The following is a 13,618-nucleotide window of genomic DNA, read 5'->3' on the forward strand; positions in this document are numbered from 1 at the left end:
CCAGATTGGAAATGGATTCCTATCAGAAAGGAGCTTTCGCTCATGTCAAACAATGTTATTTTTAATCTTGATGAATTATTCATCTCTGTTGGTATTGATGTTGGGGCAGACTTCTCTTGGATGTCTATTGCACTCCCAAACCAGCAGTTCGTAGGAAAACCTTATAAAATCCTACATAGCAGTATGGATTCCCTTACAACCGCTGTTTCCAAAATAAAAGAAGCAGAAGAGTTGTATTCTTTGGAAAGCCGCATTTTCCTTGAATCCACGGGAATTTATCATTACCCACTCTTCTGCTATCTTCGTGATAAGGGTTTTAACTGCTCAGTTATTAATCCTATCATCACTAAGAATAGCACAAATATAAATATACGAAAAGTACATAATGACCGTTTTGATTCAAAAAAGGCTGCTTTAGTTGGTTTGAAATCTGATTTGAAGGTTTCTCTTATGCCATCCGACCTTGCTCTCAACTGCAGAAATCTTTGTCGTGAATACTATGACTTAATGGATAACCGCAGTGCTTATGTGAATAAGTTACAAGGTGAATTACGTATGGCATTCCCACAGTACCTTGGCATTTTTTCCAAAGTTACAACCAATACATCTCTTACATTATTGGAAACTTATACTTCTCCATCTGCTTTCCTTAAGGCAGACAAACAGGAGATTATTGATACCATTCGGTCTACTGCCCGATTTGGACTCACATATGCTGAGAAAAAGTATAATGCTATTATTCAGGCTGCGGTTGAAGCCAATGAATTTGGTTATATCATTGACAGCAATATCAAGCGTATTCGCTTATACATAAGCTTCATCCGTAAATTCGATGAAGAAATCCAAGGTGTACTCGAATCACTACGCGAGCTTGTAGATGCCAATGAAGATACGGATTTTGTTAATCAAATCCATCTGATTGAAACATTCAAAGGTGCCGGTTTCCTATCAGCTGTATCTCTCATGGGAGAGATTGGTGACTTTTCTGCATTCTCAAAGCCAAAGCAGCTTTTTGCTTACTTCGGTCTTGATCCAGCAGTAAAGCAGTCTGGTAAATTTGAAGGAACTAAAGTTCAAATGTCAAAAAGAGGTTCTGCCATCGCAAGAAGAGTAATCCATATACTAGCTTTACAAAGCATAAGTACTTCCCGTACCGGGGAAGCTAAAAATCCTGTTTTACGTGATTTCTATCTCAAAAAATGTGAATCAAAAGCAAAACTCGTTGCAATGGGTGCTGTATCTCATAAGGTATGCAACATGATATTTGCAATACTTAGAGACAACAAACCCTTTGAAATCATTATGCCACAGGAGCACATCAGACAATACAATGCGGCTAAATGCGACGTTGCCGCATAAAATACTGTAACATTAACGAAACAATATCTTTGAAAAAATGATATTTTCACCAAGGGGTAAGTGCGCCCTTTTTTAGTTCAAAAATGAAATCAAATTTTTTTCATTTTCCTATTGACATTTATTAGCTGGACTATGTAAAAAATGTAGCCATGTGTTTTCTTGTCATGGCTACATTTTATCGAACTCTTGATTTATTTTGAAGTTTGTCGCCGGGTAGCACGACATCCTTGACAAATATCAGATTTGCTGATCCAGCCACTCATCGAAACTCTTTTTAGAGATTCGGATGCTGCCGCCGATTCGGACACTGTGAAAGGCTTTCTTCTTCACAAGGTTATATGCGCTTGTTCTGCTGATACCCAGGATGTCCTGAATCTCATCAACGGTATATGTTCTCTTATCGAACTGGCCTGCAGAGGCAGTCATAACTTCTTCGGTACGCTGATTCATAGCAGCGATTCTTTCTTCAAACATCTATGTTCACTCCTTTTCTTTCTTCGGTTTATGTTTTGTGGAACGCTTTTTCAGCTGTTCCATTGCCAAGCTGATGGATAAGGCTTTCTCGATCGCTACCATTTCACGGGACGTAACCTTACCTAAGTAATTATCAATTCTGCACTTATCAATGGTACGAATCTGTTCCAGCTGCACCACAGATGCTTCTCTAAACGCAGGATTGTCTTTGATTAAAAGATGGGTCGGCATATTCTCCTTCTTGCGGATTTTCGTTGTGACCGTTGCCACAATCAACGTGGGAGAGTGCTTATTGCCGGTATCGTTCTGAATCACAATCACCGGTCTGACACCACCTTGTTCAGACCCAACTACCGGGTCCAGATCAGCGCAATAAATATCGCCACGGCGATATACCCAATTTTCTTTCATCATGTGCCATGACCTCCTTTCGTTGGGTATGTAACAAACAACTGCCCGAAATGAATCGGGCAGTCATTCCAAAGTCTATGTGTCCCATATTTGCCACGCACCCCTGGGAAAGAGAACAGTCGTCTTCAGGGAATCATCGAACGGCTGATTGCGAATCAGCGCCATAGGAATCTAACCTCTGCCGGGTTCTCCGCCAGCTCCGTAGAGAAGTATCATTAACTCTGACTGTTTTCATTGCCGTATTGGTAGCAATCCAATATTTACGAGCCGGTATTGATCGCTGGCACCGGATGAGAGACAACTGCGTCAATATAAGAAAAAGTCGTTCTATTTCTCTTTCCGATACGTCACGGCGTACCGCTGATGTGGCTGATGCTCTCGCACCGACAGCAGGAACGTATTCGATGATTGTCTATTCAGTTTTCAAGGAACAATCAGCCGTTTTTCTTTGGCTGTGTCTAAATTGTACTGTTTTCACGATTCGTTTTTTATGACCTCTCACGGCGGATTTTATAGTTTCTGCTTCAGTGCAGTCAGCTGAGCAATAACAGAATCAAGCTCTGCCTTAGCAGCATTAGGCTGGATTTCACATCCAAGCAATATGTAGTCGGTTGACACACCGAAAAATATCCCGATTTCGATCAGCAGGTCGATGGACATTCCTTGAAGACCTCTTTCGAGTTTTCCAAGGTTGCTTGTGCTGATGTTCAGTTTTTCTGCAAGTTGTTCTTGCGTCAGTCCTTTTTTCTTTCTTAAATTGGCAATTCTCATGCCGCTATCTTTAGGGTTGTAATACATATTGATTTCCTCCGATTTCTTGAAATTTTGAAAATGAAAATCTCAAGAAGCCGGGAGGAGAATGGTTGCGGGGAGTATCCCCTGAAATAAAAGAAGCGCACCCAATCTCACAATTTCTTGCAAGAACAGGTGCGCTGTTGGGCTGTTTATGATTCAAAAAAATACCCCCGCCAGTTACATTTTCTAAGGCAATTTTGCTCTTGCCCTGAAAACATAACTGGCGAGGGTGTTATAACCGGTGTTATGCCGGTTCGTATCGGTGTTTTGACGGTGTTATAATGGTGTTATGGGAAAAATCGGGTGTTATGATGGTTTTTATTGGTGTTACGCCGGTGTTATGCCATAGCACCGAGAAAAACCGGCCATTTTCAATCTTTCAATTAGCTCGTCATATTCCTCCTCTAAGAGATTGCGCTGTGCCATCCGTAGCTCTCCCCGTGCCATCTCTGGATGATTCAACTTAAACATTGCGTAAATCATCCAAAAGTAGCCGTCAATGCTGTGTGGTGCAATTAGAAGCACCTTAGAAGCATAGTGTTGGATACAGACGTAATCACGTCCCTGATCAAACGTTTTCATCAGTTCACATACAACGCCCAGATAACGGTACTCAAAAGCTACCACTTGGTCTGCGCCATTTCTCCAAATTCTCTGTCATACCACCAGATTGGTGTCCAGACGCCAATCTCCATATCCACATCAAGAATGCCGCACCAATCTGCATCGTAAAGTTCTGTTGCGACACGCATGATGAGCATGGCTGCTTTTCTGGGATCAATGCAGGTATTTAATTCCTTTTGCATATTATGCAGAGTACGCTCAATCTCTATTGCATATTGAACGTACTCACACCTGTCTCCGATATTATACGTTTCAAATCCGTTATTCCCACAATTCCTGTTTTGTTCCATAACGAATCCCTCCTTATGCTGAATATAGAAAAAAGCCGCAAAGCACCACTGACCCATTACGGATCATGACAGCTCTGCGGCTTGCTTAATCTGTTTTTTTGGTTTTGGCTGTCATATCAGTTTGATATCGGCAGTCAAGACAACTTGCTATATGAAATGCAATCTGTATTCAGTTATTTCTGATATACTCAATGGACATTCACAGGAGTTGACCTGTTTGCACAGGTTAGCTGGTGTGTCTTGCTCAGAAGCAGTAATTCCAAGATGCCTTTATTATTAAGGTGCATAGGTGACTTTTCGATTCTTGCGAATCACAGTCTTTGTTGTATGTATAATTTCCAGCATCGCTTGCAGCTCTGCGGCATCGCAGTCTGCCAGTTCCTCTGCAATTTTCTTGTCGTAGACAGGCTTCACCTGTTCCAGACTATCACACAACAGTTCATCAATAGAAACAGATAATGTATTAGCAATCTTTACGATAGTCGGTAGAGCCACTTTGGTTTGTCCCGTTTCGATATGGCTCATATGAGAAGTAGTCAGACCTGTACGAAAAGCAACCTCTGCCTGTTGCCAGCCCAATTTTGTTCGAGCTGCTCTGATACGTTGCCCAATTTTGATATAATCCACTTCATTTACGTCCATCGCTCCGATCACCTCCCATCCGAGTCTGTGGTTTTTATTCTATGGGCTAATTGCCTAAATGTCGATTTTGTATAGAGCGATAATGCCTATACAGACAAATTCCGGCAGAATAAATTTAATTGTATGGTCACTGATTGTCTCAAAAAAAGGAAGTCCACGCACCGATATATCAGACCGGTTTTGTGGACTTCCTTATTAACTGCTTCTCTTTCTATATTATGTTTCCATCTAACTGATTGAATAAGTCTCCTTCGATACCAATTATTTCGTCGATTGAGATGTGTGTGCCGCTTCGCATAATGACGGTACGTTCATAATAGTCAATTTTTTTGATGATTCCTGTTTCCGTACAATATGCACCACCAGACTTTCTTTCATCCGGGACAAAATACGTAATGGAGATTACCGGAGTATTCGACAGCCTTTCCTGCAAGATCTGAAGCCGATCATTCAGAGCTGATTTCTGATACTCATCCAACTCAACCCGATCCTCGGTCAGTCTGGCTGTTTCCTTGACCGCTGCATCATATCCAGTCAGAGCAGCAAACGGAGAGAATTGAGCCGCACGGTCAATCATCGCCATACGTGACCTTGTGGGTGAAGTATGGTGCGGTAGATTGATTATATCATCATATTTGTGGTTGTCGTTTGATTTGTTCACTCCGCACCTCCTCATGTTTGACAACTTCTTTTTTGATCTCAAAAAAAACAGAATTTATCTACATCACCCACTTCAACCGAACAGGGTATATTTCAATAACGAAATGAGCTTCATTTATCTGTGTTGACGGATGAGCACCAGCGACATCCACATTTACAGAACCTATGGCTGTTTTGATAAAATCATCAGGCTCTCCACAAACGATATATTGGGCAGATATATACTCGATATACCCTGTTTCATCTGGTTCAAGAGGCATTGTTTCAAACGGTTTTTCTATATCAACTCCTAACGAAAAAAGATATCCAGCAATTTCCGGATAGGTGGCTTTGATTTCACGGACATAGTTTTGACAATATGCACAGCCGCATAAGTCATGATTGCTTATCTGCTCATAATACGATTTTGTTCCTTCAATATCCAAATTCAACACCTCCACCAAATTCCGATTTTCTGTTTTGTCATGATTCACTTCTAAGTTAGTGTACAGGTAAAATCAGCAAATCTTTTTTCATGAAATGTAATACGCCACTCAATGTCATGCTGCACAAGTTCAAAATGTAATGCAGAACAAGCAGTACAGAGCTTTCCTTGTGAACTTGCTCCAAATACAACCGCTGTTGGTCCGTCTGCTCCGCCGATGCTTCCAATACAGGCGGCATTGCTGCTTGCAGAGGGTGCAAACGAATCATGGTCGGGCATGATTTCAAACGGTTTGTCGCTATCATCACAATCGCTGACTGTAATTCGCTCTGATGCTTCCGGTGAAAGCGTGTAGCGCATTTCGACAAAATGCGTCGGATAAATCCAGCGACCAGAGCCAAAGCTGTTCTTCTGCAAAGTCTGTTGCTCCAATTCCTGTACGGTGAGCGTGTATTCTGTCCCGTTCGCAGGATGGACAAAATGGAAAGAATCGCCGGGCGCTTTCACCGTGAAATGCGGACCGAGGACGGAAACCAGTTGTTGTTCCATGATCAGAGAAAGCGTCCTTATTTCCGGTCGGTGCTTGCTCACCCACGGAAAGGCATCTCTGCAAATGACCCATCCATATGATGTGTCCAGGCTATAATGCTCCACAGCCCATTTTGCTTCCAACTCAATGCCCATTCCATCCGGCAAACAGGGATTATATGTCACAGCACAGCCGTGAGATGCCCGCAGCTCATGCCCATTCAGATCCAGTCGTGGATTGAAATGAAGACACAAAGGATTGTCCAGTTCCAGTTCCATCTGCTGCTCCTGTGTAAAGTTTTCAAATGAGTCATTCTCATAAGTGAGATTCCACCTTCTCATGAAAGCAAGGATTTCATCTGGCTCAACACGCATACAGAAATCAATCACCAAGCCCTTGCTACATGAGTAAGCTGTAGGAATCAACCAATGGTGTCCCGCCCACTCAAACTGCTTTCCAACGGGAATCTCCTTTCCGGCGTGATCCTTTCCCTGATGTCCCCAGAAGTTGCCTTCAAAATAGACCTTCCATTCTGGGACAGTGGGTTCCGCAGCCGGGTTCATATCTATGTCGTAATACTCTTCCGTGTATGTGATCTTGCTGTAATCAAAGGACGATTGCAGTGATTTGATATATTCCCACGGCTGCTCCATAGCCGTCAAACTCATCTTTTCGGCAATCTCGGAGAGAGTTTTCTTCTGTTGTTCGGTTGCAGGATTCTCCTTCAAAAAAGTCTCAAACTGAGTTTTATCCCACATCCATGCCTGTTCCAAAACGGCAGCATCTCCACACGCCAGCAGCAAACGCAGAAAGTCCGTAAAGTTCTCTGCCAGAGGGTGAACAAAATCAGGGGCAATATTCATGGGGCTGACCGCAAAAACCATTTCCCCGAAACCACGAATGAAGCAGAAGTGGATACCGTCTACTCCAGCCCAGCCAATGATAGAAGCTCCCTTGGGTGTGCAAAAGTATAATACCTCATCGTTCCTTGTTTCAATTCCAATCGGCGCAAGACTAATGCCAAGCCGTAATAATTTTTGATATGTTTTCATTGAATTTATTCCTATGATCCTCAAATACCGCAGACAAGCATTCACAAATTCATTGGAACTTCTATTCGTTCTACTACTTGGCTCGGTATCACACTGTTATACTACACCATATTGTTTAAGCAACTCTTGCTCATTTCCAGAGATCCACCCAAATATTCGGAGTTTCCCATTTAACTCCTGCATAAGATAATGGACATCAAAGTCAATATCAACCTGTTGTTTATTCGGCACTTCATATGATGCCGTCCAAGCTACATTGGCTACGCAATGGAATTCATCTATCCGTGACATATCTACAGTTCGAACACGCATCCCTTTCGTTCCGATTCTACGATATTGCTCATAGCCTTCGGATAGTGCTTGCTGGAAGTCAATATCATTTTTTCCTGCCAGTACTCCAAGGGGGGGAAGCCGCAATGAATTCCGGGGCATATAGCTCTGCGATCTCATTACCATCAATTTCTCCACTGAGTGACTGCATAAAAAAACTTTCGTACCGCTGAAAGAACTTTTCAAGTGTGTCTTTAGTCATATCGTTTCCTCTCCATATTACGCTTATCTATTGCATCATTCTTTGGATAATTCAAAATCATCCTCCGTACATTTCCGGATAATATGCTTTGTCTTTTCCATCGGCAGCGGTACTTCGTCCGCTGCAAAATATTCTTTCTTCACTACTTCAACAACAGCTTCATGGTTGTCTTTACCGGCAGGAACAATCACATAATCACCAACCTCGATTGAATCGTCATCGGCTATGTAATAATAGCTCTTATATCCTTCATCAAAGGTCACACTGCAATAGATGATGTCGTTGCCACACCGCCGCACCTTTCCGTAGACGGATGGGTTCATAATTTCGCCCCAGCCATAGAAAGTAATGAAATCAAACACGGACTCCATGAACTCAGCCCAATCATCCGGTAAACCTTTCTTGTCGTAGGTTCCTTGGATTACTTTTTCAACACCCTTTTTTGTGACCACCTTGATGGTGTAGTCTTTGCTTTCAAGTGGATTTTCAACTACATCAGGTGGATTTCCTTCAATATGTTCAAACAGGGTGTCTATGTCCAAATCATCGAGCAGGCTCTCAATACCGCCTTCTACTTTGTACCTGCGAGAGACAGAACAACCTGTGCCGATATTCTGGATGTGTTCAATACTTTCGCTGTTTCTGTCTACGATCAAAGATTCTGTGTAATCCCAGACGGCATATTCCGTATGCTCCGAGATTGGTTCCTTCGATTTTATCTTAGTGATGCGGTGATAGAACACTTCGATCCGATTCACAATGTCTGGCTTGTTGTTTCCATCAAAGACATACAAATCAGGCATATCCAAACTTTGACGAAGTAAATCTGAAAGGTCAACACCTTGAACTACAAACTCAGAACACAAGGAACCACGAAATTTATAGGTCTTGCCCTCCGTATTCGTAAGTTCCATATTCCAGTCACCGATGTCTGTTGCAAATACCTCTGTATATTCGTTGCTGAAATATGCTGAAAATGCGGACATAATTCTTTCAGCAACAGCTTTATCCACTTTCAGGTTTTGTGTTCTGGCCTTTTCATAATGCCCATCTCGGCGCTGTCCGAACGCATACGCTGAAAACCACATCCGACCTTCCGAATTGATAATAATGTGTTGCTCGACTTCTTCATCCGGTTCCGGGCATGGACCATAGCCAAGGTGATTAGAAACAATACGAATTTTCTTCAACTCACCGGTGAATATAAAAGGGTTCTCGCCGGAAAGCACCGCCAGACGGCTCAGTGCAAGAATAAACCAGGAACGATTCTCGAACTCCAAAATGGAAACGGCATCATACGCCCAATGGTTGAAGTATCTCCATTGTGAGTAGATTGCAGAGCCAAGCAAACGGATGTCTGTTATCTCGTCAATCACTCGATTCAATTCATCGTATTTGCTCGCAGCATTCCCGTACTTCTCTGAAAATGCGTGACCGCAATCCATTTGAAACCCAAGCGATTCACAGTCATCAGCCATGTAATGATCGACAAGCTCTATGTAGTTGATTTTTTGATCTCTGAATTTATCAATCCATTTTGTGGCGAAATCATGGACTTGCTTCAAATATTCCATTGCAGTCACCTCCTAAAAACAATTAAAACTCCTCCCAGGTTCTGCCGTTTAGATCAGCTGCAATCTTTTCAGTATCAGGCATCGTTTTGTACTCAAACATATCCGCAAGGTTGAAGAACTTGCTTTTCTGAATGGGATTCTTGCTGCTTTTTCTAAAATCAATCGGGTAGAACTTCTCGACCATAAAGTATCTGTGACTAATCGTGCGGAGGTTATAGCCGTAGTTCTCTGCACGGTGGATTGCTTCGTTAATGCGGCAAATCTCATCCGGCGTTGGCGCTTCGCCGCTTTCTGACCGGTATGTCATTTTTCCCTCAACTTCAACCGCAATAATGGTCTTTTTCAGCTTGCCGATCGCACGGATGCTCTTATCTTTGTAGAGTCCAATATATCCATGCTCTGAAAACTTTCGGGATTCCTGATCGTAGAATAAATTCAAATCCATGTTGTCCTGGAACGTTGTTCCTGCCACAATCGCTCGCATCCACTTATGACCATCCGGTATCAGCTTTTCATCAAAACAATATTTTTTGAAATCATCCAGCACAGAAATAATCTCCGTGTCTCTGTCATCAATAATATCTTCCATCGCCTCCACAAGCTGTTCAAAAGTCAGATTAACGTGCTTAATCGGGTGGATCAGGCGCTCCATGTTTTCGCTGTTATACTTTTTCAGTTCAACAGTCATTTCATCAAATAACTGCTGCTTCATTGGTCTGGGGTCGATAGTCAGCAGAACCTTGATGTCCTCTGCACCAAACTGCTCCAGATGATTTACAAGCTGCTGCTTATCGAACTGATTATAGAGCTTTGTCTCGACAACGATCTTAAAGCTCTTTTGGCTGATTACAGCATCCGGAACGCTTTCGTCACCGGCAACCTGCAAGTCAAATGTAATTTCAGGACTTTCATCCTCTCCGAGAATAAGGCTATTCAACATAGAGAAGAATTTATCTGCATTGTAATTATATAAACGGGAAAGCATCAACATGGTGTTGGATGTATCCACATTCTCTTTTGAATGGTATCTCTGAAGGTAATGTATCTGCATAGCGCACCTCCTGAAAACTATCTGCCTTTCTCGACTTTCTGCTTGCGAGCCGATTCAACCCATTTTGCAAACTCCCAATCCAAAGGCACTTCATCAATCACTTCCATCAGCATTTCCTCATAATCAAGATAATCCTGATAATCCGATATTCTGCTCCATGCGCAGGGCAGAGAAGGGATGCCATACTGCTTCTTTGCAATGTCGATGATGTAGTTGTCCAGCGGAATATGTAAAAAACGGTAAAACGGTTCTACAACATCAGGAACCAACACATACAAGTATTTCAAAGTCATATTGACCCATTTCTGCGCTTGTCCAATATAAAACTCGATTCCTTCCGATTCATACATCGAAACAATTTCTTCGCAAATGGAGTGGTGCCATTTTGTAAAATCCTCAGCATCATTCACAGCTACAAGCTCAGGGATTCTTTCTTCCAAAAGTGCATCTACCGCTTTTCTCAACATATCCCCATTCTTGCCATTAAATCGAATCGTTCTGCACATATCCGTATATGCGCTCCTGCTGGCAGCTTCAAAGGGGTTGTCCGTAACGCCAAAGTAGAGCATCTTCAAAAAGTCAAGAATCTTGCTATCCACAGAAACCATACTGGACGGGGCGGAATCTTCTTTTTTCGCAAGAATCCGTCTGCAAAACTCATCCATCTTGTCTTTGCCATAGAAGGAGAAAGGATCGTCAACAGCGTTTTCGTCCACATTATTCCAAGGGTCAAAAACCACGTTCCCCTTGTGATAGAAGAAAACGCAGTCTTTCATCAGAAAGTATCCGTTGCTGTGAGCAATCCAGTCGGCCTGTTCCCATGCGTATTGCTTTGCCTTTTCAATATCGTACATCGTATCCCTCTTTTCGCTATGCTTTATGACCGCCAATCTGTGCATTGCGGTCTTTAGCGGTTGCACCTTCCTGAAGATTCATTCCCTTCAAAATGGCGTTCTTTCCAAATTTTTTCTTTATCGTCAATACTGCCTGTTGCATTTTCTTTTCACGCTCCAGCGCAGCATCTTCTTTCTCTTTTTCCTTCTCCAAAGCAGCATAATCAGTGAATAAATCCAGCTGCTCCACTTTATTTTCTTTCGGCACATCTGCTTCACAAATCACATGATTTGCGGATATGTTGAGTCTGCGTACCAAAAGAGATTTATCTACAATCCGGTCATATAGTTCCAAAACTGCATCTGTTACCAAGCGGGTAGAGGAAGTATATCTGCCTATATTGGCAGTTCCATGTGCGTGTTTTGGCACTTGCCGCCCATAACGGTCAGTAGTTATTTGATCTTTATATGCCTTGCGGCGCACAGGGTCAGACAGATTTTCAATATCATAGCCAACTGTCAACACAACCTGGTCAGTAACCAATCCCTTGTCCACCAAATCCAGCACAAGAAGATCCATCATCTCTCGAACAACCAGTCTTGCTTTTTCAAAATCATAGGGGCAATGCAGCACTTGGCCGGAGCCGACGCTATTACTTTCGGGCTTATATTGCTTCACTTCCGCAATCGTGCATGGCTCCCATCCCCAGGCATGATCTATCAGCAATTCAGCATTGATGCCGAATAGTCTGCAATCCGTTGGAACATTCCCGGCAGGATCTTATTCAGCGCATTGCACTGAACAATGAGAAGGTAACGGTACAGCTCGTCCGTCTTTTCAGCATCCTTTAAGGCGTAGACCTTCTCCATATCCATTCCGTCAAGCTCCAGATGGATTGCTTCGGCAAGGATCTGGGGCTTAAACCGGTTTTCTACATCTGTAAACACACGGACGTGAGAGGGCAGATAGCCGTTGACCTCCATAAAACGCAGGGCAGAAAAGCGGTTGAACCATGTGTAGGCAACCTCCTCCATAACCTGCTGGTATCCTTTATCCTGAATCTGGGCAATCAGTGCCTGACGCTGTTTTTTTTCGTCAGCGGACAGAACCTTGCCATTCACACTGTCGGCAGAAGCATTTACCATGTTATCCTCGGCAATGCCATACTGTTCCGCTTTCATGGAAACACGGGCGATCAGCTCTGTCCGTGCCCAGACAGCATATTTTTTTATCGCATTTTTATCCATACATTATTCCTCCGGACTCATAAGAACTGCCTTGCAGGGATTCTCTTCCGTTATTTTTACCCCAGCTGTAACAGTTATTTCTTTCATTGGAATTGCATATTCAAAATCAAATTTCATATTCTCTATCGTAGCTCCCATAGATGGGATCTTTAATCCAACAGGAACTAAATAATATTTTCCAGCTTTGTTATACATATTCAAGAACTGATCTCTATTACCCGAACCATTATTTTCATCCATCCATTGATAACGAGAAACCGTTGCCAAAAGCAGCTCTTGCATTTCTATTCCAGAACTACTTGCTCGACTAATGCTTGCGTCAATATTTGCACCTATGTGCAGAAAATATCCTTTTCCATAATTTCTATCATAAGATTTATATACCCAGCATGTCTCAGGAAATGGCGGTACAATATAATCAACTTTCAAAAAAGTATCTGCAAACTCCATATCTTTATAGTTTTTCTTCCACTCTTTGAAAATTTCTTTACCTGCCGAGTAATTTGCAAAGAATAATCCTATTGCAGGTGCATCGCCACCCCAAAGATATACTGTTCCTCTCCACTTTGCAGCGTTCCATTTTTCAAGGTTAATTGGCGAAGAAAAGAACATTGTTTTTCGCTTCTTTTCTGGTAATGGTTTTAATTCACCCAATGGAGGTTTTTTACTATTGGTAACACCTCTAAAACGCCAATACAGTCTTTCATATTGCTTTTCATCCGAAAGATTATAGTATGTGTACGGTTTCAACGGCGTAGGTATATACTGCTGATCATCCTCGTCGAAAAATGCCGCAATAAATTTATTTGTTTCTGCTGCTGAATCATACAACATTTGATAAACAATATTTGCTTCCCAAACCACTCCTTTACCTTTTTTCTCCGAATAGAGTTTTTGATTATATGTTTCTTCGCACAGAACAAGAACAAATTCCGACTCAATTATTTGATGTTCCATCCATCGTGGCCATCCTTCAGAAGGTGCTTCCTCATACTGATCTATCATCGCATCAATACCTTCTGAGCGTAATCTATTTGCCAATTTTAATACTTTATCTTCATATGCTTGATTTTTATGTGCATACGAAATAAACACTTTTGGGTTATGATCCATATTTATC

Annotated in this window: 15 protein-coding genes and 2 pseudogenes; 1 reads left to right on the forward strand and 16 read right to left on the reverse strand. The window is 42.2% G+C overall.

Annotation, left to right across the window (positions count from 1 at the left end; translation table 11 throughout):
- Window positions 1-42: 42 nt before the first annotated feature.
- Window positions 43-1,359, forward strand: coding sequence for an IS110 family RNA-guided transposase (locus tag ASU35_RS08890; RefSeq protein ID WP_058352674.1), 1,317 nt, complete (start codon window positions 43-45; stop codon window positions 1,357-1,359).
- Between the two features lie 237 nt (window positions 1,360-1,596).
- Here the strand turns inward: ASU35_RS08890 and ASU35_RS08895 are convergent, their stop codons facing one another.
- The 16 genes and pseudogenes from ASU35_RS08895 to ASU35_RS08970 form a co-directional block, all read right to left on the reverse strand.
- Window positions 1,597-1,833, reverse strand: coding sequence for a helix-turn-helix domain-containing protein (locus ASU35_RS08895; protein ID WP_058352675.1), 237 nt, complete (start codon window positions 1,831-1,833; stop codon window positions 1,597-1,599).
- A gap of 6 nt (window positions 1,834-1,839) precedes the next feature.
- Entirely contained in the window at window positions 1,840-2,247 is a 408-nt protein-coding gene (locus tag ASU35_RS08900; RefSeq protein WP_058352676.1) for a type II toxin-antitoxin system PemK/MazF family toxin, read from the reverse strand.
- A gap of 507 nt (window positions 2,248-2,754) precedes the next feature.
- On the reverse strand, window positions 2,755-3,042 hold the full coding sequence (locus tag ASU35_RS08905) for a helix-turn-helix domain-containing protein (protein ID WP_058352677.1): 288 nt from the start codon (window positions 3,040-3,042) through the stop codon (window positions 2,755-2,757).
- A gap of 324 nt (window positions 3,043-3,366) precedes the next feature.
- The gene (locus ASU35_RS08910; protein ID WP_058352678.1) at window positions 3,367-3,666 is read right to left on the reverse strand and encodes a hypothetical protein; all 300 of its coding nucleotides are present in this window, start codon (window positions 3,664-3,666) and stop codon (window positions 3,367-3,369) included.
- The gene (locus ASU35_RS08915) at window positions 3,660-3,953 is read right to left on the reverse strand and encodes a hypothetical protein (RefSeq protein WP_058352679.1); all 294 of its coding nucleotides are present in this window, start codon (window positions 3,951-3,953) and stop codon (window positions 3,660-3,662) included. Before ASU35_RS08915 ends, ASU35_RS08910 begins: the two co-directional genes overlap by 7 nt.
- Before the next feature lie 276 nt (window positions 3,954-4,229).
- Window positions 4,230-4,595: a helix-turn-helix domain-containing protein gene (locus ASU35_RS08920; RefSeq protein ID WP_058352680.1), complete on the reverse strand. Its 366-nt coding sequence runs from the start codon at window positions 4,593-4,595 to the stop codon at window positions 4,230-4,232.
- A gap of 211 nt (window positions 4,596-4,806) precedes the next feature.
- Window positions 4,807-5,256 (reverse strand): YolD-like family protein, encoded by a 450-nt coding sequence (locus ASU35_RS08925; RefSeq protein WP_242861243.1) that lies wholly within the window; start codon window positions 5,254-5,256, stop codon window positions 4,807-4,809.
- 58 nt (window positions 5,257-5,314) lie between these two features.
- Window positions 5,315-5,689: a hypothetical protein gene (locus tag ASU35_RS08930; RefSeq protein ID WP_242861244.1), complete on the reverse strand. Its 375-nt coding sequence runs from the start codon at window positions 5,687-5,689 to the stop codon at window positions 5,315-5,317.
- A gap of 41 nt (window positions 5,690-5,730) precedes the next feature.
- The gene (locus ASU35_RS08935; protein ID WP_058352682.1) at window positions 5,731-7,260 is read right to left on the reverse strand and encodes a hypothetical protein; all 1,530 of its coding nucleotides are present in this window, start codon (window positions 7,258-7,260) and stop codon (window positions 5,731-5,733) included.
- 96 nt (window positions 7,261-7,356) lie between these two features.
- Window positions 7,357-7,716 carry a hypothetical protein gene (locus ASU35_RS08940; protein ID WP_207644129.1) on the reverse strand — a complete coding sequence of 120 codons (360 nt, stop codon included), beginning with the start codon at window positions 7,714-7,716 and terminating at the stop codon, window positions 7,357-7,359.
- 111 nt (window positions 7,717-7,827) lie between these two features.
- On the reverse strand, window positions 7,828-9,366 hold the full coding sequence (locus ASU35_RS08945) for a hypothetical protein (RefSeq protein ID WP_058352683.1): 1,539 nt from the start codon (window positions 9,364-9,366) through the stop codon (window positions 7,828-7,830).
- Window positions 9,367-9,388: 22 nt separating this feature from the next.
- The gene (locus ASU35_RS08950) at window positions 9,389-10,417 is read right to left on the reverse strand and encodes a hypothetical protein (protein WP_058352684.1); all 1,029 of its coding nucleotides are present in this window, start codon (window positions 10,415-10,417) and stop codon (window positions 9,389-9,391) included.
- A gap of 17 nt (window positions 10,418-10,434) precedes the next feature.
- On the reverse strand, window positions 10,435-11,271 hold the full coding sequence (locus tag ASU35_RS08955; protein WP_058352685.1) for a hypothetical protein: 837 nt from the start codon (window positions 11,269-11,271) through the stop codon (window positions 10,435-10,437).
- A gap of 16 nt (window positions 11,272-11,287) precedes the next feature.
- Window positions 11,288-12,001: pseudogene (locus tag ASU35_RS08960) on the reverse strand (DinB/UmuC family translesion DNA polymerase); the annotation flags it as partial.
- Window positions 11,980-12,498, reverse strand: a pseudogene (locus ASU35_RS08965) (BREX-1 system adenine-specific DNA-methyltransferase PglX); the annotation flags it as partial. The pseudogenes ASU35_RS08965 and ASU35_RS08960, both read right to left, overlap by 22 nt.
- 3 nt (window positions 12,499-12,501) lie before the next feature.
- The gene (locus ASU35_RS08970) at window positions 12,502-13,611 is read right to left on the reverse strand and encodes an SEFIR domain-containing protein (RefSeq protein ID WP_058352687.1); all 1,110 of its coding nucleotides are present in this window, start codon (window positions 13,609-13,611) and stop codon (window positions 12,502-12,504) included.
- Between the last annotated feature and the right edge of the window lie 7 nt (window positions 13,612-13,618).

It is taken from the genome of Acetivibrio ethanolgignens, from assembly GCF_001461035.1.
GTDB classification, from domain to species: domain Bacteria; phylum Bacillota; class Clostridia; order Lachnospirales; family Lachnospiraceae; genus Velocimicrobium; species Velocimicrobium ethanolgignens.

Bases quoted from the DNA above. Each gene is read 5' to 3' on its own strand.
- ASU35_RS08890 (WP_058352674.1), top strand. From the start codon at position 43: ATGTCAAACAATGTTATTTTTAATCTTGATGAATTATTCATCTCTGTT.
- ASU35_RS08895 (WP_058352675.1), bottom strand. From the start codon at position 1,833: ATGTTTGAAGAAAGAATCGCTGCTATGAATCAGCGTACCGAAGAAGTT.
- ASU35_RS08900 (WP_058352676.1), bottom strand. From the start codon at position 2,247: ATGATGAAAGAAAATTGGGTATATCGCCGTGGCGATATTTATTGCGCT.
- ASU35_RS08905 (WP_058352677.1), bottom strand. From the start codon at position 3,042: ATGTATTACAACCCTAAAGATAGCGGCATGAGAATTGCCAATTTAAGA.
- ASU35_RS08915 (WP_058352679.1), bottom strand. From the start codon at position 3,953: ATGGAACAAAACAGGAATTGTGGGAATAACGGATTTGAAACGTATAAT.
- ASU35_RS08920 (WP_058352680.1), bottom strand. From the start codon at position 4,595: ATGGACGTAAATGAAGTGGATTATATCAAAATTGGGCAACGTATCAGA.
- ASU35_RS08935 (WP_058352682.1), bottom strand. From the start codon at position 7,260: ATGAAAACATATCAAAAATTATTACGGCTTGGCATTAGTCTTGCGCCG.
- ASU35_RS08940 (WP_207644129.1), bottom strand. From the start codon at position 7,716: ATGGTAATGAGATCGCAGAGCTATATGCCCCGGAATTCATTGCGGCTT.
- ASU35_RS08945 (WP_058352683.1), bottom strand. From the start codon at position 9,366: ATGGAATATTTGAAGCAAGTCCATGATTTCGCCACAAAATGGATTGAT.
- ASU35_RS08950 (WP_058352684.1), bottom strand. From the start codon at position 10,417: ATGCAGATACATTACCTTCAGAGATACCATTCAAAAGAGAATGTGGAT.
- ASU35_RS08955 (WP_058352685.1), bottom strand. From the start codon at position 11,271: ATGTACGATATTGAAAAGGCAAAGCAATACGCATGGGAACAGGCCGAC.
- ASU35_RS08970 (WP_058352687.1), bottom strand. From the start codon at position 13,611: ATGGATCATAACCCAAAAGTGTTTATTTCGTATGCACATAAAAATCAA.